Annotated in this window: 21 protein-coding genes; 9 read left to right on the top strand and 12 right to left on the bottom strand. The window is 61.9% G+C overall.

Annotation, left to right across the window (positions count from 1 at the left end; genetic code table 11):
• Nucleotides 1–65: 65 nt before the first annotated feature.
• The 3 genes from ETW24_RS07525 to ETW24_RS07515 form a co-directional block, all read right to left on the bottom strand.
• Nucleotides 66–1,049, bottom strand: coding sequence for an SDR family oxidoreductase (locus ETW24_RS07525; RefSeq protein ID WP_129370456.1), 984 nt, complete (start codon nucleotides 1,047–1,049; stop codon nucleotides 66–68).
• 143 nt (nucleotides 1,050–1,192) lie between these two features.
• Nucleotides 1,193–1,639 (bottom strand): nucleoside deaminase, encoded by a 447-nt coding sequence (locus tag ETW24_RS07520; RefSeq protein WP_129370455.1) that lies wholly within the window; start codon nucleotides 1,637–1,639, stop codon nucleotides 1,193–1,195.
• Nucleotides 1,640–1,719: 80 nt separating this feature from the next.
• On the bottom strand, nucleotides 1,720–3,102 hold the full coding sequence (locus tag ETW24_RS07515) for an MATE family efflux transporter (RefSeq protein ID WP_129370454.1): 1,383 nt from the start codon (nucleotides 3,100–3,102) through the stop codon (nucleotides 1,720–1,722).
• 122 nt (nucleotides 3,103–3,224) lie between these two features.
• Between ETW24_RS07515 and ETW24_RS07510 the strand changes: the two genes are divergently transcribed.
• Nucleotides 3,225–3,875, top strand: a complete 651-nt coding sequence (locus tag ETW24_RS07510; protein WP_129370453.1) for a TIGR02453 family protein — start codon at nucleotides 3,225–3,227, stop codon at nucleotides 3,873–3,875.
• 4 nt (nucleotides 3,876–3,879) lie between these two features.
• On the opposite strand, the gene ETW24_RS07505 is transcribed toward ETW24_RS07510, so the two are convergent.
• The 3 genes from ETW24_RS07505 to ETW24_RS07495 form a co-directional block, all read right to left on the bottom strand.
• Complete coding sequence (locus tag ETW24_RS07505; RefSeq protein ID WP_129370452.1) at nucleotides 3,880–4,794, bottom strand: nickel/cobalt transporter; 915 nt, start codon at nucleotides 4,792–4,794, stop codon at nucleotides 3,880–3,882.
• Nucleotide 4,795: 1 nt separating this feature from the next.
• On the bottom strand, nucleotides 4,796–5,431 hold the full coding sequence (locus ETW24_RS07500; protein WP_129370451.1) for a DUF1007 family protein: 636 nt from the start codon (nucleotides 5,429–5,431) through the stop codon (nucleotides 4,796–4,798).
• Between the two features lie 184 nt (nucleotides 5,432–5,615).
• Nucleotides 5,616–7,031, bottom strand: a complete 1,416-nt coding sequence (locus ETW24_RS07495) for a pyridoxal phosphate-dependent decarboxylase family protein (RefSeq protein ID WP_129370450.1) — start codon at nucleotides 7,029–7,031, stop codon at nucleotides 5,616–5,618.
• Nucleotides 7,032–7,438: 407 nt separating this feature from the next.
• Here ETW24_RS07495 and parE point away from each other — a divergent pair, with 407 nt between their 5' ends.
• Nucleotides 7,439–9,397, top strand: coding sequence for a DNA topoisomerase IV subunit B (parE, locus tag ETW24_RS07490; protein WP_129370449.1), 1,959 nt, complete (start codon nucleotides 7,439–7,441; stop codon nucleotides 9,395–9,397).
• 17 nt (nucleotides 9,398–9,414) lie between these two features.
• Here parE and ETW24_RS07485 read toward each other — a convergent pair whose 3' ends face one another.
• Nucleotides 9,415–10,377, bottom strand: a complete 963-nt coding sequence (locus tag ETW24_RS07485) for a hypothetical protein (protein WP_129370448.1) — start codon at nucleotides 10,375–10,377, stop codon at nucleotides 9,415–9,417.
• 941 nt (nucleotides 10,378–11,318) lie between these two features.
• Between ETW24_RS07485 and ETW24_RS07480 the strand changes: the two genes are divergently transcribed.
• The 5 genes from ETW24_RS07480 (at nucleotide 11,319) to ETW24_RS07460 (ending at nucleotide 14,567) form a co-directional block, all read left to right on the top strand.
• On the top strand, nucleotides 11,319–12,083 hold the full coding sequence (locus ETW24_RS07480; RefSeq protein ID WP_129370447.1) for a hypothetical protein: 765 nt from the start codon (nucleotides 11,319–11,321) through the stop codon (nucleotides 12,081–12,083).
• A 29-nt stretch (nucleotides 12,084–12,112) separates the two neighbouring features.
• Complete coding sequence (locus tag ETW24_RS07475) at nucleotides 12,113–12,769, top strand: DNA-3-methyladenine glycosylase I (protein ID WP_129370446.1); 657 nt, start codon at nucleotides 12,113–12,115, stop codon at nucleotides 12,767–12,769.
• Between the two features lie 18 nt (nucleotides 12,770–12,787).
• The gene (locus tag ETW24_RS07470; RefSeq protein WP_129370445.1) at nucleotides 12,788–13,468 is read left to right on the top strand and encodes a hypothetical protein; all 681 of its coding nucleotides are present in this window, start codon (nucleotides 12,788–12,790) and stop codon (nucleotides 13,466–13,468) included.
• A 149-nt stretch (nucleotides 13,469–13,617) separates the two neighbouring features.
• Nucleotides 13,618–14,052 (top strand): DMT family transporter, encoded by a 435-nt coding sequence (locus ETW24_RS07465; protein WP_129370444.1) that lies wholly within the window; start codon nucleotides 13,618–13,620, stop codon nucleotides 14,050–14,052.
• Nucleotides 14,049–14,567 (top strand): hypothetical protein, encoded by a 519-nt coding sequence (locus tag ETW24_RS07460; RefSeq protein ID WP_129370443.1) that lies wholly within the window; start codon nucleotides 14,049–14,051, stop codon nucleotides 14,565–14,567. The genes ETW24_RS07465 and ETW24_RS07460 overlap by 4 nt, the downstream gene beginning before the upstream one ends.
• A gap of 61 nt (nucleotides 14,568–14,628) precedes the next feature.
• Here the strand turns inward: ETW24_RS07460 and ETW24_RS07455 are convergent, their stop codons facing one another.
• The 3 genes from ETW24_RS07455 to ETW24_RS07445 all read right to left on the bottom strand — a co-directional run bounded on the left by ETW24_RS07455 (nucleotide 14,629) and on the right by ETW24_RS07445 (nucleotide 17,106).
• Nucleotides 14,629–14,946: a bactofilin family protein gene (locus ETW24_RS07455; protein ID WP_129370442.1), complete on the bottom strand. Its 318-nt coding sequence runs from the start codon at nucleotides 14,944–14,946 to the stop codon at nucleotides 14,629–14,631.
• Nucleotides 14,947–15,143: 197 nt separating this feature from the next.
• A complete protein-coding gene (locus tag ETW24_RS07450) occupies nucleotides 15,144–15,827 on the bottom strand; it encodes an ABC transporter ATP-binding protein (protein ID WP_129370441.1) in 684 nt (227 codons plus the stop codon).
• Nucleotides 15,820–17,106: a lipoprotein-releasing ABC transporter permease subunit gene (locus ETW24_RS07445; RefSeq protein ID WP_129370440.1), complete on the bottom strand. Its 1,287-nt coding sequence runs from the start codon at nucleotides 17,104–17,106 to the stop codon at nucleotides 15,820–15,822. The genes ETW24_RS07450 and ETW24_RS07445 overlap by 8 nt, the downstream gene beginning before the upstream one ends.
• Nucleotides 17,107–17,404: 298 nt before the next feature.
• Here ETW24_RS07445 and ETW24_RS07440 point away from each other — a divergent pair, with 298 nt between their 5' ends.
• Complete coding sequence (locus tag ETW24_RS07440) at nucleotides 17,405–17,893, top strand: HPP family protein (protein ID WP_129370439.1); 489 nt, start codon at nucleotides 17,405–17,407, stop codon at nucleotides 17,891–17,893.
• A gap of 320 nt (nucleotides 17,894–18,213) precedes the next feature.
• On the opposite strand, the gene proS is transcribed toward ETW24_RS07440, so the two are convergent.
• Nucleotides 18,214–19,569 (bottom strand): proline--tRNA ligase, encoded by a 1,356-nt coding sequence (gene proS / locus ETW24_RS07435; RefSeq protein ID WP_129370438.1) that lies wholly within the window; start codon nucleotides 19,567–19,569, stop codon nucleotides 18,214–18,216.
• Nucleotides 19,570–19,733: 164 nt separating this feature from the next.
• On the opposite strand from proS, the gene ETW24_RS07430 reads away from it, so the two are divergent.
• Complete coding sequence (locus ETW24_RS07430) at nucleotides 19,734–21,176, top strand: hypothetical protein (protein ID WP_129370437.1); 1,443 nt, start codon at nucleotides 19,734–19,736, stop codon at nucleotides 21,174–21,176.
• Between the two features lie 82 nt (nucleotides 21,177–21,258).
• Here ETW24_RS07430 and ETW24_RS07425 read toward each other — a convergent pair whose 3' ends face one another.
• Nucleotides 21,259–22,860, bottom strand: coding sequence for a BCCT family transporter (locus ETW24_RS07425; protein WP_129370436.1), 1,602 nt, complete (start codon nucleotides 22,858–22,860; stop codon nucleotides 21,259–21,261).
• Nucleotides 22,861–23,089: the final 229 nt, after the last annotated feature.

The following is a 23,089-nucleotide window of genomic DNA, read 5'->3' as shown; positions in this document are numbered from 1 at the left end:
AAGGGCTTCGCGCTGCCCGCGCGAAGCCCTTTTTTCTTTCCGACTGACACGCGGCCCGTTGCGGCTCAGGACGCCGTGGCGGCGGCGGCGTCTTTCATTGCATCAACGCCTTTCTTCCACAGGTTGCCCTGCCACAGCTCCTCAAGGCCCGTTTCACCGCTGGCGCCCTTGGTGGTCAAATAGTCATAATAAGAGGTCGGCTTGTGCCCGGTGATGTTATAGAAATCCGGGCTGCAGCGGGTGTAGAAGCCGTTGGTCAGATACTCAAAGAACTCGGCGCGGGTGCTGCCGAAATCGGCCTCGAACTGCTCCATCGACTGGGCGCGGTACGCGATTTCCTTGCCCATCGCGCGGCCCAGATCAGCGGCGATTTCCGCCATCGACTGCGGCGCCGGGCCGGTGATGTCATAGAATTTGTTGCCATGCCGCGCGGGGCCTTCCGCCAGCACCACCGCCGCTGCCTCGGCGATGTCGCGGGTAGCGACAAAGGAATTTCGCATATCCCCCAGCGGGTTGGAGAACCAGCCTTCGGCTCCGATGGTGTCGCAATCGGTCTTCAGCAGGTGATTCATGAAAAAGTTGTTGCGCAGCGCGGTCACGTTCAGACCCGCGTCAATCAGCGCCTTTTCGCCCCACCAGTAATGCTGCAGCATCAGCGGAATACCCGCCCCTGCGCGCGAGGCATGGGTATCCGCATCATAATCGGCGGTGTTGGTATCGGCGCCCATGCAGCTTATGCGCACCACATGTTTGATCTGGTCCTTGCGGCCGCCCAGTGCCTTGGCAAAGTTCAGATGCCCCTCCAGCATCGGGTCCAGAGAGGCGGAATAGACCGCCGAAACACCGTCCAGCGCCGCGTCCCAGGTGGCCGGTTCCGACAGGTCGAACTTCACCACCTCATCGGCGCCCAGCGCGGTCAGCTGGTCTGCCTTGGCTTCGCTGAAGTAGCAGGCGCGCACGGTGAATTCGCCGGCCTCTGCCAGGCGTGCGACCAGTTCGCGGCCGATGCGGCCGGAGGCCGAGGTGATCAGAACGACGGGTTTGGACATGGGGGATCCTCCTGCTGCCGCGCACCGTCCGAACGGCGCGCGCAAATATTGCAAATCTGCGCAGACCCTACTGCAAAAGCCTGGCGCCAAACCTCCGAAACCCGACGCAAAATGCCATGGTTTCGCCAGACCTCAGGCCGCTGTCACTCAGCGATGTCTTCCGCCCACAGCTCCGGCCTTTCCCGGATGAACCGCTCCATCAGCGCGATGCAGTCCGGATCCTCGGCAATCAGCACCTCGACACCGCGCGAGCGCAGGAATTCCTCGTTGCCGCCAAAATTCTGCGTGTCGCCGATCACCACCCGCGGGATGCCGAACTGCACAATGGTACCACTGCACATCATGCAGGGCGACAGCGAGGTATAAAGCACCGTATCGCGATAGGATCTCTGCCGCCCCGCCTTGCGCAGCGCGTCCATCTCGCCGTGGGCAATCGGATCGCCCTTCTGCACCCGCTGGTTGCGGCCCTGCGCCACCACCTGGCCCTCCCGCGCCAGAACAGACCCGATGGGGCAGCCGCCCTCGTCAAATCCCGCCCTGGCTTCTTCATAGGCAATGCGCAGCAGGCGTGTATCGTCGTCGGTCATCATCAGGAACCGCCTCTTATTGAATGCAAATTAGCTGTTCAGGAAGCCTGCCGAGTTGCCCGCAATGGGTCAACCCCGCCCGCTCAGACTGCCGCAGCGCCCACCAGCTTGATCGACTGCCGCCAGAACCGGGCCATCAGGAAGACGCCGGCGGTCGTTAGCCCGGCGATCAGCCCCACCCAGACACCAACGCCGCCCCATTCCAGCATAAAACCAAAGACATAAGACGCAGGAATCCCGACGGCCCAATAGCTGAGCACTGCAATCACCATCGGCACGCCGGTGTCCTGCACTCCGCGCAAAAGCCCCAGCGCAATGGCCTGCATTCCGTCCATCAGCTGAAACAGCGCCGCCGCCGCCAAAAGCCCGGCACCGATCAGCAGGATCTCCGTCTTCTGCGGATCCGCCGGATCCAGGAACAGCGACATCAGCGGGTCCGGAAGGGTCAAAAACAGAGTGATCCCAACCACGGACACCACCAGCGACATCACTGTCACAACCTTGCCGCCGCGCGCCATATGGTCCCGGTCACCCCGGCCAAAGGCATTGCCTGCCCGGATCGTTGCCGCATTGGACAGTCCCAGATGCACCATGAACGTCAGCCCCGCCAGCGAGATCGCAATCCCGTGCGCAGCCAGCGGCACCGTGCCCAGCCACCCCATCATCATGGCTGAGGCCGCAAACAGGCTGGTCTCAGCCAGGGTGGTCAGCCCGATCGGCGTTCCCATCCGCAACACCTGCCCCAGCATCTCCCAGTCGGGGCGCTGGAAATTCTTCAGCAGCTCATGCTCCGGCAGCACCTTCAGCGCATAGGCCAGCACCAGCACAAAGGACACCCCGTTTGTCACCAGCGACGCAATCGCCGCCCCGGTGATGCCCAGCTCCGGCGCGCCCCAGTTGCCAAAGATCAGCGCATAGTTCACCAGCGCGTTCAGCACTGCCCCGAACACTGACAGCCACAGCACGATCTGGGTCCGCTCCAGCGCCGCCAGATACGACTTGGCCACCATATACAAAAGCGCCGGAAAGATCGCCCAGCCTGCAATCCGCAGGTATTCAGCCGCCGCATGGGCAATATCCGCCTGCTGCCCCAGCATCAGCAGAATAGGCTCCGACCACCACAGCAAGGGCATCGCCAGCGCACCATACAGCAGCGACAGCCATAGCCCCATCCGGGTGCTGCGCCGGATCTGCCGCTCTTCCCCGGCACCGGCTGCCGCCGCCACCATCGGCATTACCGCAAAGGCAAAGCCGGACCCTAAAAGGAAGATGGAAAAGAAATAGGTTGCCCCCAGCGTCACCGCCGCCAGCGCCTCCACCCCGTACCAGCCCAGCATCACGGTATCGGTCAGGCCGATTGCAAATTGCGCCACATGGCCGCCGATCAGCGGCAGCCCAAGGATGGCTATCGCCCTGGTATGGCCGCGCAGGGACATCTCGGTGTGTTTGGGTGCGAATGTGCTCATACAGCCAGCCTTAGGCGGGACAGTCATTCCCGGCAAGAGCGGAGTTTCCTTGCCCCTGCACAGGTCTATGGTGATATCCTGCACAGGAGGATTTCCCGCCTGCCGCCCAGGAGCCATTCCCGATGACCAACGCCTTTGCCCAGCTGATCCCCGATGCCCGCGCCTTTCTGGCGGCGCTTTCGCAGAACAACAGCCGGGACTGGTTCACCGCGCATAAGGACAAGTATGAGGTCCAGCTGAAGTCTCCCGCGCTGCGGCTGCTGGACGAAGTTTCCCAAGCGATCAGCCTGCGCAGCGGTGCCGATGTCACGGGCAAATTGTTCCGCCCGCAGCGCGACGTGCGGTTTTCCAAGGACAAGACCCCCTACACCACCCATCTGCACCTGATGTGGACGCTGAACAGCAGCGGCTGTGCGCTGTTTTTCGGGCTGGCCCCGGATTATTGCACCGCAGGCGGCGGCATCATGGGTTTCAGCAAGCCGCAGCTGCCGCGCTGGCGGGCGGCCTTCGACGGCGCCTTTGGCGACGAGGTCGCCGCACTGACAGACATCCTGGCGCTCAAGGGCTTCGCCGTCAAAGACCCGGAACTGAAACGCGTGCCCGCCCCCTATGGCAAAGCGCACCCGCACGGGCACCTGCTGCAGCGCAAGTCCCTGACCTTCTGGCACGGGATGACTGCGCGTGAACAAGCCGCCCCGATGCAAGCCCTGATGTCAGCCTATCTCATCCAGGAGCCGATGTTTGCCCTGCTGGACAGCGCCCTGACCGCGTGATCCTTTACAATGCCCGCAGCATGATCTGGACCGCCAGCACCGCCACCACTGCGCCTGCGGCGATCTCCAGCACTGCCGCTGCCCGCAGCGCGCCCGTCCCTTGCAGCTGCGCCAGCGCGCCCTTGCGCAGGGTGACCGCCGCCGCCGCCACCGCCACAGTCACCGCCGCAGTGCCAAGCCCCATGGCAAAGGCGCCGGCAACCCCGGCCCACAGCACCCCCATGCGCCAGGTCAAAAGCAACAGAAACACCGCCCCCGTGCAGGGCCGCAGTGCCACCGCGCCGATGATTGCCAGCGCGTCGCGCAGCGAGGCGACACTGGCCGCTTCCTCCGCGGTGGGCCCGTGCCGGTGCCCGCAGGCGGCACAGGCGTCTCCCTGTTCAGGATGGTGGTGATGCGGGTGTTGCCCTTCCGGCCCGCCACCCCGGCTGGCCAGCAGCCGCCGCGCCCCGCGCTGCAGCAGCCACAGCCCCACCAGCGCAATCAGCCCGTAGGACAGCGGCGCCAGCACATCCTCGGCCGCACGGGTCAGCTGCTCCCGCCCCCAGTCCAGCAGCAGCAGCCCGCCCGCCACCAGCAGCACCGCAGTGGCCGCCTGCGCCAGCGAAGACGCCACAGCCAGCCCGGCCAGCCGCGCCAGCGGCACCGGCTTGCCCATGCCATAGCCGCCGATCACCAGCTTGCCATGCCCCGGCCCGGCGGCATGAAAGAACCCGTAGGCAAAACACAATCCAAGCAGCGCCGTCAGCGCTCCGGGTTCACCGGCCCGCAAGGCCCGCAGCCCCCGCGCCATAGCAGTCTGCGCCTCGCGCTGGCCTTCGCCCGCCCAGGCGGCCACAACGCCGGCGCCGCCGAAGCCCCACAGCCAGGCGGCGGAAACCGCAACAGCCAGCACTGAAACTGCGAGAAAAGCCCGCACCTTACGCCCCGCAGCTCAACTGCACGGTATCCGCAAATGCTGCCCCTACCTCAGGATACCCCGCCTCTGCCTGATCCGCGGGCATCGCATAGAGCAGCTCTTCAACTTTGGTATAGGCCGCGTCCAGATCCGGCGGGGTGACATGGCCTTGGCAGCCGCCTGAAACCTTCAGCCCGCCGGTCAGGGTATAGGCCGTGTAATACGTCGGATCATAGGCCTTGATCATCACCCCGTCCGCGGCCTGCGGCTGCGCCAGAACGCGCCGGTGGCGGGTGGTGATGCGCCCCTCGGCGACCTCGGTGGACAGATGCTCCGGCGCTCCCAGCGCCAGCGCAGCACCATCCCGGGTCAGATAGGTGTCGCCCTGAAACCCCTCGGTCCAAACCATGTCGAACCCCTGCAGCCCGGCCAGTTCCGCGGCTGTCAGCGCGCCATCATAATCGCCGTCCAGCCCCCGGTCCTCGAAAATCAGCAGTGAATAGAACTCGTCATAGGCCCAGGTGATCTCCACGGCCTGCAACTGCCCGGCATCCGAAACAATCACCTTCAGCGCGGTATCGACAAAAATATGCGGATGCGATCCGGCGCCCTGCGGCACCAGAAGCGCAAACGAAAGCAAAGGAACAAAACGTTTCATAGCCACAGCTTTACGCCCCAATCCGCACTCCCGCAACAGCCGCGCACCGCACCGGCAGGCTTCAGCCCGCCCGCTTCTTTCTGGCCGGAAATACCCTGGGGTGAGGCCGGAAGGCCGAGGGGCAACGCCCCTTCTCGCAACCCGAAACCGCAAAAACCCGCCGATTGCCGCCCGATCCGCCGAGTTAACCGGCAGCCTCCCGCGCCACTGCCGCAATTGCCGCCCGCACATCCGCCTCGCGGCTGCGGTGGTTGGTAATCGCCGCGCGCAGCATCACCCGGCCTTGCGAACGGGTGGTGGAAAACACCGCCTCGCCGCTTTCCTGCAGGGTCTGGGCAACCCGCGCATTCACTTCTGACTGCGCCTCCGGCGGCAGATCGCTGCGGGCAGTGAACACGCAGACATTCGACACCACCGGCGCGCCCAGCGCCATATCGGGCTGCGCCTCAACTTGCGCCGCCATATATGCCGCCAGCTCGCAGTTCCCTGTAATCGCCTCGCAGAACGCTGCCTCGCCATAGGTCTCCAGCGCGGTCCAGACCTTCAGCGCCCGGTTGCCGCGGCTCAGATCGATGCCGTAATCACAGAACCACGGCTCGCCGCCCGCCAGCCCGCGCTCGGCCCCCTCCAGATAGGATGGCCGCGCCGAAAACGCCGCCCGGTGCTCGTCTTCGTTACGCAGCAGCGCCATGCCGCAGTCATAACCCACATACATCCACTTGTGGAAATCCAGCGCAATACTGTCGGCCCGTCCGATCCCGTCGGACAAAGACCGCCAAGGCTCAGCCGCGATCCGTGTCCAGGCGCCGAAAGCCCCGTCCACATGCAGCCACAGGCCCAGTCCGGACGCCGCATCGGCCAGCGCATTCAAATCATCATACAGCCCAAGATCCACCGATCCGGCTGTCCCCACCACCAGAAACGGCAGCGCCCCGGCAGCCTTGTCTTCCGCCACCATCGCCGCCAAAGCCGCGCAGTCGATCTGCCCGCCAGCCAAAGGCACCTTGCGCAGATTGTCCGAGCCGATGCCCAAAAGCTCCACCGCCTTCAGCGTTGCATTATGCACGCCCTCGCCCGCATAGGCCGTCAGCCGCACGTCACCCTGACCACGCTGGCGCAGGTCCTTCATCACCCGCAGCCGTGCGGCCTGAAAGGCTATCACCGTGGCCTGCGAGGTGCCCGTGACCAGCAGCCCGCTGGCCCCATCAGGCATCCCCATCTTGCGCCGCGTCCAATCCACCACCGCGCGTTCCATATAGTTCGCGCCGTGATCGCGCCCGCCCATGTTGGCATTGACCGCCGCCGCCGCGACCGAAGCGATCAGATCCGACGCCAGTCCCGACCCCTGCACCCAGCCCCAGAACCGCGGATGGGTGTTGCCGCCGTGATAAGGCAGCACGTCGCGGATGATCCGGTCCACTGCCGCCTGCGGCCCCTGCGCCTGCGCTGTCACCGCATAGCGCGCATCAATATCCTCGGGCACCGGCTGCCAGGGGTGCTCCGCAGCTTCCTGCATCTGATCCAGCGCCGCCTCCAGCATCCGCTGCGCCTCTGCCCGGAACGCCGCCCAGTCCTGCGTCTTGATCCCCTTGTCAGCCACTTGGCGGCCCTCCTCATACCATTCGCTGGCCGAGGTGTAGCCCGCAGCCCCCTGCACCGCACGGAGAATATCGCCGCACCCGGATTACCGGAACCTACTTTCGATGGTTTGAAAACTATCTGCCCTTCAGCCCGCCGTCTGAAAAGTTCCACTACCCCGCAAACCATTCCGCCCGGCGGCACGCCCCTCAGCCCTCGACCGCCCCGTCCCGCCCGAGGCACGCTTTCAACATGACGGCGGGGGCTTACCCCCGCCTGCGGCCAACAGATGCCCTGACCGCTCTACTCCCTGACCTTAGCAGACCCCCAAGCCGCCTTATCCACAGCCCCTTGCGTCCCTCTTCCACCCGGCCCCGACACCTGCCATAATGGCTGCCAATCAACACCAAGGAAGAGCAGTTCCCGCACATGGCCGACGACCTCCTCAGCACGCCTGCAGCCGACACCTATGACGCCTCCTCGATTGAAGTTCTGGAAGGGCTTGAGCCGGTCCGCCAGCGCCCCGGCATGTATATCGGCGGCACCGATGAGCGCGCGCTGCACCATATGGTCGCCGAGATCCTCGACAACTCGATGGACGAGGCCGTCGCGGGCCATGCCAACCGTATCGAAGTCACCCTGAATGCGGATTATTCCGTCACCATCACCGACAACGGCCGCGGCATCCCGATCGACCCGCACCCCAAGTTCCCGGACAAATCCGCGCTTGAGGTGATCCTCTGCACCCTGCACGCAGGCGGCAAGTTTTCCGGCAAGGCCTACCAGACCTCCGGCGGTCTGCATGGCGTCGGCTCCTCGGTGGTGAACGCGCTGTCGGATTCGCTGGTGGTGCAGGTGGCCAAGAACAAGGAGTTGTTCGAGCAGCGCTTCTCCCGCGGCCTGCCGCTGGGACCGGTGGAAAAAATCGGCGCCGCCCCCAACAAGCGCGGCACCTTCGTGACCTTCCACGCGGATGAGCAGATCTTCGGCTCCCACCGGTTCAAGCCCAAGCGCCTGATGACCCTGGTGCGTTCCAAAGCCTATCTGTTCTCCGGCGTCGAAATCCGCTGGAAAACCCACATTGACGACGGCGAAACCCCGGCCGAGGCCACCTTCCACTTCCCCGGAGGATTGCGCGACTACCTGAGCGAAGTCCTGGGCAAATCCTCCGTCTATGCTGACGCGCCCTTTGCCGGCAAGGTCGAGTTCCGCGAGAAGTTCAACGCGCCGGGTTACGTCGAATGGGCGATCAACTGGACGCCTTCGCGCGACGGCTTCACGCAGTCCTACTGTAACACCGTCCCCACCCCCGAAGGCGGCACCCATGTCGCCGGTTTCTGGGCCGCGATCCTCAAGGGCATCAAGGCCTACGGCGAGCTGGTCGGCAACAAAAAGGCCGCGCAGATCACCCGCGACGACCTGATGGCAGGCGGCTGCGCGCTGATTTCCTGCTTCATCGCCGACCCGGCTTTCGTGGGCCAGACCAAGGACCGCCTGTCGACCGAGGCGGCCTCGAAAATGGTCGAAAACTCGGTCCGCGACCATTTCGACAACTGGCTGGCCGCCGACACCAAATCGGCCGGCGCCATTCTCGATTTCCTTGTCCTGCGGGCCGAGGAACGCCTGCGCCGCAAGCAGGAGAAAGAGACCCAGCGCAAATCGGCCACCAAGAAACTGCGCCTGCCGGGTAAGCTGACCGATTGCACCTCCAAAGACCGCTCCGGCACCGAATTGTTCATTGTCGAGGGCGACTCGGCCGGCGGCTCAGGCAAGGGCGCGCGCAACCGGGTCAATCAGGCGCTCTTGCCGCTCAAGGGCAAAATCCTGAACGTGCTGGGGGCTGCCTCCAACAAGATCGGCACCAACGCCGAAATCCGCGACTTGTGCGAGGCGCTTGGCGTCGGCACCGGCACCAAGTTCAACCTCGACGATCTGCGCTATGACAAGATCATCATCATGACCGATGCGGACGTCGACGGCGCCCATATCGCATCATTGCTGATGACCTTCTTCTTCACCCAGATGCGTCCGCTCATTGACGGCGGCCACCTCTACCTCGCCTGTCCGCCGCTGTTCCGCCTCACCCAAGGTGCGCGCCGCGTCTACTGCCTCGACGAGGCCGAGCGCGACAAATGGCTGGAAAAGGGTCTGGGCGGCAAGGGCAAGATTGACGTGAGCCGCTTCAAGGGTCTTGGCGAAATGGACGCCAAAGATCTGAAAGAAACCACCATGGACCCCACGACCCGCAAGCTGATCCGCGTCACCATCGACGAGGACGAACCCGGCGAGACCGGCGAGCTGGTCGAACAGCTGATGGGCAAGAAACCCGAGCTGCGCTACCAGTATATCCAGGAGAACGCGAAGTTCGTGGAGGAGCTGGATGTTTGAGGGGGCTCCCCCCTCAATTACTCTGACCACTGCCACTCTCTGTGTTCCAGAATGCCCTGTGGCCTCCACAGATACGTATTGTTCACGCCCAGTTTCGCTCTCCACAAAGCAGCAGCTCCACCGCCTTTGTCAGCTTGATACTCAGGTTTATCCCGCACAACAATTTCAACCTGCTTTTCTCGAAAATACCGGCTGACCAAATTATTCAGATGGAGGTCTTCCCCGCCGTAGCCAAGCAAAACAACGCCATCTGCTTCTGCCATTGCCTCTTCAAGTGCACGCCAATAAGCACGCAGCAATGGACTTGAAGCGATGACAGCTGCCTTATGAGCAACGTGCGTTAAAACTAGGTGGGTAGACGAATGACCGATTAAGTTATTCACACCAGCAAGGTTTGTCTTCTTAATGGCGCCTTGGTTGTCGGTATAGTACAAAGGGCTACCGTGAAGGTGTAAGTAGTACCCCTGGCTCGCCGGGCGAAAGCGCACCAGGTTTTCTTCGGCAAACTGGTGCTGAAACCCATCGAGAAGATGATGCCTAGGTGCAAAAAGATCAGTCCCAATAAAAGAACGGTACAGAAGTTCATCATAATTTAGCGTTGCGATGTGGCTTCCAGTACCTCTTACCCCTTCGATCAACGACGTTACAAACTCGTCAGGGAGAGCGTACTCAAGTTGATGAAAATAGGTCGCTGCACGGTGAATATAACTCCTAATCGCATTAGGAAAAATTCTTCCAGTATTGTTTAACCAACCTACGCCTCCGGCGACTTCTACTTTTGAAATTTCATCACACGCCGCAAGAACACGCTGCAACTTGTCCAATTGGTCCTCACCTTGGGGAGCAACTAAAATATCATTTTCAATTACATCTTCTGGTAGGCACTGATGGATCAACTGCTTTTGCTCGACTGAAAAAACCGCATTGTCTTCCCATGCTGATTGCAGGGCCCTAGACAAACTGTAGTCTTCGTTGGACAACGCCCGCCCGAGCCCGTTCCCAAAAACGTATAACTTCCTCAATTCTAGTCCTTTCCCGTCAGAAATTTGAGTGTAAATACAATCATTAACTGATTACTCCTGCATTCATTCACCCGTCAAAGCCCGCGCCTGACCTTGGGGAGGCGTGAAGCGCCTTCCCGGGGGGAAGGTCAGGCGCGGGCCGTGCGGCTGACGCCTCACGTCCCAAGGGGCACACCACAACCGTCACTTTCCAAAGCACCGGTATCAGCGAAGGGCTCCGCCCGTCCGAACCTCAAACGCTCCCCCGGAGCGTTTGCCGCTGCGCGGTCCGGTTCGAACTCCCGGATGCAAGGTCAGGCGCGGGCCGTGCAGCCGACATCTCACTTCCCAACAAGGGCGCACCGCCGCCCCCTTCACCTTCCCCAAATACTCCCGCCCCCTGCCCGGCAGGCGGCTTTGCCGCCGAGAGGGGAGGCACCCAACATCAACGGAAAGCGCTCCGGTCAAGGCGTTGCGCCAAGCCCCAACCCACCGCACGCCCCGCTTGCGCGCCCTTAACTCCGCTCTGCCATACTCCCAACCGTCGCGACACACGGTGCGGGCTGACACCCCGCACCAGCAGGAGATACGGGAACCCCCAAGACCCTCCTCTTCATCGGGTGCAGGGGTTCTCCGCAGACCGAGAGCTTTCGAGCGGACATGGGGATTTGCGATCCCTTGCCGGCCCTCCGCCATCCTGGCGGCGCCGCCACCTCCTACCCGGCCGGACCATCCTGGCCTTAAGCACATAACGGCCCAACCGGCCCCCGGAACAGCAAACCACCCGGACAGAGGCACCCCTCGCGTCCGGCCAAACCCATGCGCGCCGCCCGCCGCATGACACATCCGTGATGCCTGTTGCCTGAAACCCCCTTCCCTTCCTATGGTCAGGCAAGCCAATCACAGCAAAGAGACCGGGCATGAATTTCATCGCAAACAACCAGCTGCCCCTGCTTTTGCTGTTCTTCCTTGCGGGCCTCATCGGCACCATCTTCCTGTTCCGCAAACCGGCCGGCCACCGCGCCTGGAAACTGGCCGATCTCGTGTGGGTGGTGCTGGGCGGCTTCGGCGCGCTGGTGGCGGTGATCTCCGGTATCTACGCCGCCGACAGCTCCAAACTCGAACGCCAGATCGACATCGCCTATGCCGCCACGGCGGCCTTTGACCGCGACGCCGCCCGCTTCCGCCTTCGGTTCTGCGACCCCGCCTATGACGCCGACATCGCGGTCTTGTGCGAAAAGGTCGAATTCCTCTCCGCTTCCACCGCCGGCAACGCCGAACTGCCCCTGTTTATCGCGGTAACAAATGAGGTGGCGCCGCTGCAGGGCCTCAACTTCCTGTTCGGCACCGGCGGGGACGACATGGAAGAGATGAAACACATGGAAGCCAAGGCCAGCGCATTCAACCCGGAAGCGTTTCTGGTCTTCACCTCGCTCGACGCCCCTGCCCAGGCCGCCGTCGACAACATGCGCCGCAAGGTCCCCGCCATCGCCGGCGACTACCTGATCATCGCGCGGGCCTATGACGACCTGATCACCCATGTGTCCAAGCTGAAGGACGAATGGGAATACCTGCAGGCCAATGCCCATATCCTGGTGCTGCAGATCATCGCGCTGTGCCTCGTCAGCTTTGCCGCCCCCTTCCGCCTCGGCAAGTCCATTGTCGAGCTGCGCCGCCGCCGCTAACCTCACCGGAACGCCACACCGGAGCCGCCATGCGATCCTTTGACGACATCCGCGCCATCTCCGCAGACCGCCACGGCGGGCCGGAGGCGCTGGAGGAAAAACTCGCCAAACCCGACCCCAAGGTCGCGGATCTGCCCGAGGACCGCTGGCTTGCCACCATTACCAAATGCATCTTCCAGGCGGGCTTCAACTGGAAAGTGATTGAGGCCAAATGGGACGGCTTTGAGGAGGTCTTTCACGGGTTTGAGCCCGGCCCTTGCGCCTTTATGGCTGAAGAGGAATTCGACCGGATCCTGCAAGACACACGGATTGTCAGAAACGGCGCCAAACTGGCCACCGTGCGCGAAAACGCCGCCCTGCTGATGGAGCTGCGCGCGGAGGGCGGCGCGGGCCAGGTGCTGGGCGGCTGGCCCTCCACCGACTACATCGGGCTATTGGACATGCTCAAAAAGCGCGGCAGCCGGCTGGGCGGCAACACCGGCCAATACGCCATGCGCTTTGCCGGGCGCGACAGCTTCATCCTGTCCCGGGACGTCACCGCCCGGCTGATCGCTGAAGGCGTGATCGACAAGCCCGCAACCTCCAAAACCGCGCTGAAATCCGTGCAGGCTGCCTTCAACACCTGGATGGAGCAATCGGGCCGCTCGCTCACCGAAATCAGCCGCGTTCTGGCGATGAGCTGCTGACCGGATGGCAATGCAAACATGATCCGCGCCCTGCTTCTTGCCCTGCTCGCTCTCTCCGCCTGCGGCCGCCCGCTGACAGAGACCGAGCGCGCTTATCTGGACGGGCTGCACGGGTCCAGCCTGAACGCCGGCAAGGTGCGGATCGTGCGCGGCGCCCCTGTGGGGGCGGTCACCTTCCGCCGGATGCCGCGCCCGCGTGTCACCTGCCGCGAACGTATCCTGCCGCCGGTCACGGACGAGGTCGTCACCTCTTCCCCCGCTGCGGTGGCCCTGTTCAACCGGATCTTCTTTGCCAAAGTCTGGTACACGGAAAACTACCTTCCCGACTATCCGGACAAGCTGCACCTTGTCGAGGCGATGCTGCTCGCACATGAAGTCACCCACGTCTGGCAGTGGCAGAACCGCAAGCAAACCGGCTATTCGCCGCTGCGGGCTGCGGCAGAACACGGCCAGAACCGCGACCCCTATCTGTTCGATCTCGAGGGCGAACCGGATTTCCTCACCTATGGCTTTGAGCAGCAGGGCGCCATCATTGAGGAATACGTCTGCTGCCGCGCCCTGGCCCCGCAGGCGGCACGCACCCGCCGGCTGCACGGGATGCTGAAAGCAGCGATGCCCGTCAGCGCCCTGCCGCAAAACCGCGAAAGCGATGTCTACCTGCCCTGGAAGGACGCCGAACTGCGCGGCATCTGCGACTGACCCCGTCGTTTTCTTGCACTTTTGACGGCCCCGGAAAATCAAATTTGCCTCAAATTTGCCTGGGCCGGAATCTGCGCCGCAACGTAGCACTTGTTTTGCCAAGAGATTTCCGGTCACAACTCTCGCAAGCAATCTTCAGGAGCCGCCCGATGACACAATACGCCCTCATCATGCTGGCCGCGGGCCTTGGCATCCCGGTGCTGGCCGCCCTGAATGCAGCCCTGGGCAAGCTGATCGGCTCCCCCGCCTCAGCCGCTGTGGTGCTGTTCCTGATCGCGCTGATTGCCACGATCCTCTATTGCCTGATTGTTGGCCCGCAAGCCCTGGCAAAAATCCCAGCCGCGCCCAAACACCTGCTGCTGGCAGGCGTTCTGGTGGCCTTCTACGTACTGTCCATCACCCATGTCGCGCCGCATTTCGGGGTTGGCAATGCGGTGTTCTTCGTGCTGATCGGCCAGTTGATTTCAGCTGCAGCCATCGATCACTACGGGCTGTTCGGCGCCCAGATCAGCCCCCTGACCCTGACCCGCACAGCTGGAATTTCGGTAATGGCGCTGGGGGTCTGGATCACCCAGATGGCGTGAAACGCAAAAACCGGGAAAAGAACAAGACTGCCGTTGCCCTTGCGGCAGATCAACGCTTCCAGCAAGAGCAACGAGACATGACAAAGCGCCTTCTCACTTATGCCGCTGCATTCATGGCAGGATTTCTAGTTTGGGTTTTCCTCACAGTAATGGAAGCGATGAACCCGTTTCTTCCTTGGCAGTATCCGGCTCTCGCTTTGTTCACCGGAATGTCCTTCCCTGGCGGAGCCACACCAGGCCTGCAATTCCTGAACCATGTGGCAGAAACCTGGTTTCCCTTCTTGACTGCGTTTCTCGCCGCCAAAGTATTGACGCGGAAGCGAGCAAGATTCCTAGGCGCGCTCACCTTGTATGCTGCTTTTCTGGTTTGGTCCCTTGCGATGGCCGTGCTGGTCAGCAAAGGGGTCCCATTGGAGACCATATTCACGATCGGCCTTTTGGGAACCCTTGCTGGAGGGGCTGTTTTTTACCTGCGCTCAGTTGACCCGATCCGCCCTTCAAAATACGCGGATTAACTGGCCAAGGTGAGATCAGCCCAGGCTGACAGCAGGCTAGCGGATTTTTTCACCCGCACCTCTAACCCTTGCCGGTGATCTTGATGTTGCCTTCCACCTGCGCACCGCTTTCGGTGGCCATGCTTTGGGCAGACACATCCGCCTTCACCTGCGAACTGGAGGCAAGCCGCAAATCCTCGCATTGGATTCTGCCGCTGTAGGTGCCCTCAACGGTCACCGATTGCGCGCTCAGCGCGCCGTCAACCGTGCCGCCCTGATGCACCGTCACCGCCTGCGCCGAAAGGTCGCCAACCACCCGGCCGCGGACCTCGACGCTGCCTTTGCTGGAGGTGATATTGCCCTCAACAGTCACATCTTTTTCGATAACGGAATTCACCACGTCTCAGCCCTTTCTGCGCATTCCCGGCCAGCCTAACCTGCCGGCTCCGGTTTGAACACCTGATAGCAAACCCCGGCACCCGGCCATAGCCCGCTCCCGGCACCGCCGGCAAGGTTCCGCCTGCCGCTGCCTGCCCCGCTTTCACCTTTTCGAAAATACTCTCGCCGAAGGCACTGCGCCGCATAGGCGCAATATACTCACAGGGCCACCAGCAACCCGTCCTGCAGCTTCACCTGCCGGTCCATCCGCGCAGCCAGCTCCAGGTTGTGGGTGGCAATCAGCGCCGACAGGCCGGTGCCGCGCACCAGTTCCATCAGCGCTGCAAACACCTGATCCGCAGTGCCGGGATCCAGATTCCCGGTCGGCTCATCCGCCAGCAGCACCCGCGGCGCATTGGCCAGCGCGCGGCAAAAGGCCACCCGCTGCTGCTCACCGCCCGACAGCGCCGCGGGGCGGTGACCGGCGCGGCCCGCCAACCCGACTGTGGCCAAAAGATCCGCCGCCCGCGCGGCTGCGGCTTTTTGCGAGACCCCGTTGGCCAGCTGCGGCAGCACGATGTTCTCCAGCGCCGTGAACTCCGGCAGCAGGTGGTGGAACTGATAGACAAACCCCACCTCCTGACGGCGCACACGGGTGCGGCGGCGGTCGCCCTTGCGGCTCACGTCCTCGCCCGCCACCCGCACCTCACCCGCGTCCGGCGTATCCAAAAGGCCGGCGATATGCAGCAGTGTTGATTTACCGGCACCGGAGGGCGCCACCAGCGCCACAATCTCCCCCGCCTGCAAGGTCAGATCAGCGCCGCGCAATACATCCACCTGGCCGGGCGTGCCCTGCAGATAGGATTTGCTGATCCCTGTCAGCTCCAGCGTCAGTTCACTCATAGCGCAGCGCCTCCACCGGGTTCAGCCGCGCCGCGCGGCGGGCCGGAAAGATAGTCACAAAGAACGACAGCCCCAGCGACAGGCCAACCGCCGACAGCACATCCGGCAGCCGCAGCTCGGCCGGCAGCGCATAGATGCCACGGATCGACGGGTCCCAGACGCCGCCGCCCATCAGATAATTCACGAAGGAGAAGATCGGATCGATATACAGCGCAAAAAGGCACCCCAGCAGCACCCCGAACAGCGTGCCCAGCACCCCGGTAAAGGCGCCGCAGATGAAGAACACCCGCATCACCGACCCTTCGCTCAGCCCGATGGTGCGCAGAATACCGATATCGCGGCCCTTGTTCTTGACCAGCATGATCAGCCCCGAGACGATGTTCATCGCTGCAATCAGCACCAGGATCGACAGGATGATGAACATCACATTGTCCTCGACCTCCAAGGCCCGCAGGAACCCGCCCGAGGCATCGCGCCAGGTCCACACGCCTGCGGTGCCGCCAGCTGCCCCCAGAATTGCAACCGCCATGGCATCAACGTCTTCCGGGTCCTCTACCATGACCTCGATCTCATCCGCCGTGCCTTCGCGGTTGAAAAACCCCTGCGCTTCGGCAAACGGCAGATAGACACGGGTGCGGTCAATGTCCCAGCGCCCGGCAGTGAACACATAAACCACCTCATAGGCGTTCACCCGCGGGCTGGTGCCGAACGCGGTCTTGACCCCGTTGGGCGAGATCAGCTTGATCTTGTCCCCGACCGAGACCCCCAGTTCGCGCGCCACACCCGACCCGATGGCAATGCCGTCGTCAAAGCGCGCCAGATCACCCAGCGCCTCCGCGCTTTGGGCGACACCGGGGATGCCTTGAATATCAGCCGCTGAGATGCCGAACACCTCAACCCCTGCATTACGCTGGCGCCGGTTCGCCATCACCTGGCCTTTGACCAGCGGGGCCGCGCGGGTCACGCCGGGAACGGCGGCCACTGTTTCAGCAAGCGCCTGATAGTCTTTCAGCGAGCGGTCCAGTACCCCGGATTCCGTCACCTCGCCGTAAGAATAAAGCGTCACATGCGCGTTGGCGCCCAGGATGGTGCCGACAAATTCCGAGCGGAATCCCGAGCGCACCGCCAGCGTGGCAATCAGCGCAAACACCGCCAGAGTGATGCCGATGAGGCTGATCCAGGTCATCACGCTGACCCCGCCCTCGGCCTTGCGGGCGCGCAAGTACCGCCAGGCGATGATCCATTCAAAACGTGAAAACGGCGGAGGTGTCGTGGCCATGTGCTGTCCTGCCCGGAAATTTTGCTGCAACCTGTGCTGCCGCGAGCTTGGGGTCAAGATGTGGTTGCCGGCCCGGCCCTTTTTCCGCCGGCCGCGGCGGGGCCCGGCCGCAGCCGAAGCCGCAAATCTTTTGAGAAAAGATTTGCCAAGAGTTTCCCTCAAAACTCTTGGACACCGGTCACAGGCTCCTCTGCCGGACGTCACCGCAACGTGACTTGCCGCAAATGCCTATTGCCTTGCACCTGTGCCGCAAACAGTGTGTACCGCACCGATTGCGTTTTTTTTACGGGTGAGAACGATGGACAGATACTTCAAGCGCGCGCTGCCGCATCCGTCACCGCGGGCTGTGATCACCGCCGGGCTGGGTGCCTTTGTGGCAATTGCTGCGTTGTCGCTGCTGACCACCCATGCCAATCTGTTACTGCTGATCGCGCCGTTTGGCGCCAGCTGCGTGCTGCTGTTCTCAGTTCCCGCAAGCCCGCTGTCGCAGCCTGCCAACGTGATTGGCGGCCACCTTCTGGCCACTGCTATCAGCCTCGGCCTTAATGCCGTGCTGCCGGAAGCCTGGTGGGCACTGGCGCTGGCGGTGGGTCTGTCGATTGCTGTGATGGCGGCTTTGCGCCTTACCCATCCGCCTGCCGGCGCCAATCCGCTGGTGGTCTTTGCCACCGATCCCGGCCTGTCCTTCCTGCTGTTCCCGGTGCTGACCGGTGCTGTGGCGCTGGTGGTGATTGCCGCAGTGTTCCACCGGCTGGCCGGCCACGAGTATCCGATAAAACACAGCTGAGCGCTGCGGCTCTCAATCGTGCAATGCCCGGCTTACCGCGTACCGCGCCCGCCACTTAAGCATAGGTGTTTTCCAGCCCCTCTGCCGTTGGCAGCGGCACCGGCGCCCGTTCCGGCGCGGCAGGCCCGGCAGGCTTGGCGATGGTGCTGACAAAGTTGAAAACCCCGCAAAACTCCTGACCGTCAGAAAACGCCGCTTTGCGTCAGTCCTCATGTGTGGCCGCATCAAAGCCCTGCGCAATCCCCTCTGCCTGTCCCGCTGAACGAAAGACCCCGCCAGCTTCCGCTGACGGGGCCTTTTTATCTGATTGCCGGACTGGCTCAGAAGCCGCGACCGGTCGGGTGCGCCTTGTAGACCTCAGCCACTTTTTTCACCGCCTCTTCCGGCGACAGCTCCTCGCTCTCGCCGGTGCGGCGCGAAGTCAATTCCACCACGCCGTTCTTGAGCCCGCGCGGGCCGACAGTGATGCGCCAGGGCAGGCCGATCAGGTCCATAGTGGCAAACTTGCCGCCCGCGCGCTCCTTGCGGTCGTCATAAAGCGGGTCCAGACCGGCAGCAGTCAGTGCGGCGTAGAGCTGGTTGCAGGCGGCATCCGCCTCGTCATCGCCCTGCTTGAGGTTGACGATACCGCAGTGGAACGGGGTCACGCCCTCGGGCCAGATGATGCCCTTGTCGTCGTGGCTGGCCTCGATGATCGCACCCAGCAGGCGCGAGACGCCGATGCCGTGCGAACCCATGTGGACCGGGACATTCTTCCCATCAGGGCCCTGCACCGTTGCGCCCATCGCATCGGAATACTTGGTGCCGAAATAGAAGATCTGCCCCACTTCGATGCCGCGGGCCACCCGGCGGCGCTCCTCGGGGATCTGGTTGAACAGGGCTTCGTCGTGGGTCTCGTCGGTGCGGGCGTATTTGGAGGTGAACTCCTCCAGCACGCCCTTGCACTGTTCGACACTGTCATAATCGATCTCACGGTCGCCGAAGGTCAGATCGGTGACGGCGCTGTCATAGAACACCTCCGACTCGCCGGTTTCGGCCAGCACCAGAAATTCATGAGTGTCATCACCGCCGATCGGGCCGGAGTCGGCCCGCATCGGGATCGCCTGCAGGCCCATGCGCTCATAGGTGCGCAGGTAGCTGACCAGGTGGCGGTTGTAGGCGTGCAGCGCGTCTTCCTTGGTCAGGTCGAAGTTGTAGCCGTCCTTCATGTAAAACTCGCGGCCCCGCATCACGCCGAAACGCGGGCGGATCTCGTCGCGGAACTTCCACTGGATCTGGTACATGGTCAGCGGCAGATCCTTGTAGCTGCTGACATGGGCGCGGAAAATGTCGGTGATCAGCTCTTCCGCCGTCGGGGTGAACAGCATGTCGCGGTCATGCCGGTCCTTCATGCGCAGCATTTCCTGGCCATAGGCCTCATAGCGGCCCGACTCGCGCCACAGGTCGGCGGACTGCATGGTCGGCATCTGCATCGGGATGTGGCCCGCGCGGATCTGCTCGTCATGGACGATACTTTCGATCTTTTTCAAGACCTTGAAGCCAAGCGGCAGCCAGGAATAGATCCCTGCGGCGGATTGCTTAATCATCCCGGCGCGCAGCATCAGCCGGTGGCTGACGATCTGGGCTTCCGAGGGGTTCTCTTTCAGAACCGGCAGAAAATAGCGGGACAGGCGCATCTTGGCTCCATCGGTGATGTGGGTTCGAGTTCCCGCCCGGTTTAGTGGGTGATAGGGGTGCGGGCAAGGGCGGAGGTGGAAAGTGCAATCTTGAAACATTTGCCGGGTTGCGGACAATCATAGTCTCGACGAACTGAAGCGTCCTTCAATCACAAGGAACCCTCGTGCCGGATACAAAAGAAAGAGAGTTGGTCAGCGAAGTTTTGGCTGAAGTTAACCGAGTTTCAAATTCAAAACGATCCAAGGGGTTCCCCACTATTCTGTGGCTTGGAGATGGCAATGGCATATATAGTTCGAAAAAAGTCTCTAATCACATTCGCTCCTACTGCCGCAGCAAGCTGAACACTACCCCGGCTCTTAAGAGCCAGTTTACAGACAAGGATTTTCACGAAATCGTAGAGCACGCGTTTGCCAATGCAATCACAGCGAGTAACATTGCAGACAGTAGCCCGGAAAATGCTGGAACAGTTTTAGGTGACATCGAACTCAGGATAGCAAACGCACTTGAAGTTGTCGCTGGACGTGATGGCTTGGAGTACTGTTTCGGTTGTACCTTAGTCAGAGAAGAAGACGTGCCACCTTTTGAAATAGGACCGGTCACCTTTGAACCTCGATCGCTTTGGCTGGAACGAAAAGCATCAGAAGCGCGTAGTGTTCGGGTTTGCGGAGGAAGGGTGGAAAACCTAAACTCAGGGAACTTCCCCGGCCAAATTTCACAGGTAACGAAACGCCGCATACTCAATACTTGGAGTGGCAAAGCTGTCCGCAAGCGAAAACGGTCCCGGTGCAGCTTTGATGAGGAAGACATCATCAAAGCAATCGGTGCCTGCCCGTACGTCTGTACAGTGAAGCTGCCGGGAGTGGGGGGTAACTCTGGCCAGGCTAAGGCTCTCTTCGCTGCTCGGATTGCCCTGACGAGCATATCACTAATGTGGCAGAAACCGTCAAAGGCCTTGGAGGGGCTTAATCTGCTTTATGATCGGGAAAACCGAACAAAAGTACCTCTTCGCGTGGCCTCAAACGGCTTAATCCTTGGCGGCCGTGAATCAACGTGCACGCCATATGCCACGCGAATAAATGACATTGATTTTCGATCTGTATTCAAAGATTTTCAACAAGAGCACTTAGCTACAGGGGATGCGATCAGGTGGTGGATTGCCCCTGATAACGGTTGCGCCAACCCGAGAATTTTGAGTGTTTTGTCTCAGGCTTTGTTTTGGTTCCATGAAGCTTGCAGGGAAGAGTCCGACCTGAAGGCCATCATGGGGTTTGCTTCATGCATCGAGGTATTAAGCGACGGCGGCACGCGCGCAGAACGATACCAACTTATCGAAATGCGTGCCGGTTATCACCGGGACCTAGAGCTTCTGAACGACGGCACAACAGTTGAAGATTTAGTAAAACGTATCTTTGAGGCTGCACGAAATAGGTTACTTCACGGCCCGACAGCGAAAAATGGAGCGTCTAGTTGGAACGCGGAGTTCGTTCATGACTGGTCTTCCATACGTTCTCATGCGGAGTTTCTTTCACGTGCTTGTCTATTAGGTTGCCTAGAGTGGGCTTCAAACAACCCCAGCAACGACGTTCCCAAAAGTCTCCGAGAATAGAGCCCAGTTGCATGTTACCTTACCCTGCACACTGCGGGCACCAGAACGCCCGCAGCTGTTTTCACTAGACTTGTCAGACGACCTACATCTTCGCCCGTTCAGCCCGCAGCGCCAGCCACAGGCAGTAGCACATGATCAGAACCACCAGCGTGAACGGGATGCCGGTCGAGACCGCCGCGCCTTGCAGCGCCGACAAGCCGCCGCCGAGCAGCAGCGCGATGGCCACCAGCCCCTCCAGCGTGCACCAGAACACCCGCTGGATCACCGGCGCGTCCATCTTGCCGCCTGCGGTGATGGTGTCGATTACCAGCGAACCGGAGTCTGATGAGGTCACAAAGAAGATCACGATCAGCACCAGCGAGACGGGTGCGACGATCGAGTAAAGCGGCAGTTCCTTGAGGAAGCCGAACAGCGCGCCCTCAGGCTTGTAGCTGTCGATCACGGTTGCCTTGACGCCCTCGGCTCCGCCGGCGTTCAGCATGTCGATGGCGCCGCCGCCAAAGGTCGACATCCACAGCGCGCAAACCGCAGTGGGGGCGATCAGCGCGCACAGCACGAACTCGCGCACCGTACGGCCCTTGGAGATGCGGGCGATGAACATGCCGACAAAAGGCGACCAGGCAATCCACCAGGCCCAATAGAAGGTGGTCCAGCCGTGGAAGTAACTGGTGTCCTCACGCCCGAACGGGTTTGAAAGCGCCGGAAGCAGCTGAACATAGTCCACCATCACGCTGAAATAACGTGAAATTGCGGTGCCGATGCCGGTGACCAGGATCACAAAGATGAACAGTCCCACTGCCATCACCATGTTGATCTCCGACAGGCGTTTGACGCCGGCATCCATGCCCATCAGCACCGAGCCCAGCGCAATCGCGGTGATGCCGATGATCAGCAGGACAACAACCGTCGGGGATGGCTCGATGCCAAAGACCTCGTACAAGCCGGCCGCAACCTGCTGCGCGCCAAGGCCCAGCGATGTGGTCAGCCCGAACAGGGTGGCAAAGACCGCCAGCGTGTCGATCGCATGGCCCCACCAGCCCCAGACACGTTCGCCCAGGATCGGATAAAACGCCGAGCGCAGGGTCAGCGGCAGGCCAAGATTGTAGCAGAAGATCGCCAGCGACAGGCCGACTGCGGCGTAGACCGCCCAGCCCTCCAGCCCCCAATGGTGGATGGTGCCGACAATGCCGATGTATTCATTGCCCGGCTGGGTGATGTCGATGTTCAACGGCCGCGCCGCCCCTCCTTCGGAGAAGTTGTAATAAACCGGCTCAAGCACGCCGAAGAACAACAGGCCGATGCCGATGCCGGCCGCGAACATCATCGCGATCCAGCCGGCATAGGAATAGTCAGGCGTGGCGTCCTGGCCGCCGATCCGGACCGCGCCGACCGGCAGCACGATCAGCGCCAGGCAGAACAGGGTGATGGCATCCACCGACAGCACCAGGAACCAGTCAAAGGTGCTGGTGAGCCAGGGCCGGAGCCAGCCGAAGAACGCCGCCGCGGCCTCCTGATTGGCCAGCGCAATCAGCACAAAAGCCGCAATCAGAACGCTGGAGATCAGAAAGACCGGATTATGGATATCCAGGCCGAACGGCCGGATGTTGTCCTGTCCCAGCTCATGGTCCGTCTCGAAGTCCCAGACCCTTGGATCGGGATCGAGCATTTTCTTTGTCTCTGGCATGACGCCTCCCCTTATACTCGTTAACTATCCCGCAAGTGTCGCATTAATTGCCGGAATTACCTAATCCCGCGTCCAAGCCTGCCGTTGCAGCAGACACTAGATCGCGCAAAGGGGCCGGTTCCACCGCCCGCGCCGGTGTCGTTTTTGCGGCATCATGGCGCAAAAGAACTTGAACCACTGTACAAGATTCGAAACTGTTACCGGAAACACCGCTCTCAGCAGCGACAAG

Origin of the sequence: Leisingera sp. NJS204, assembly GCF_004123675.1 — a bacterium.
Lineage (GTDB): Bacteria > Pseudomonadota > Alphaproteobacteria > Rhodobacterales > Rhodobacteraceae > Leisingera.
This window is presented reverse-complemented; position numbering and strand designations above follow the sequence as displayed.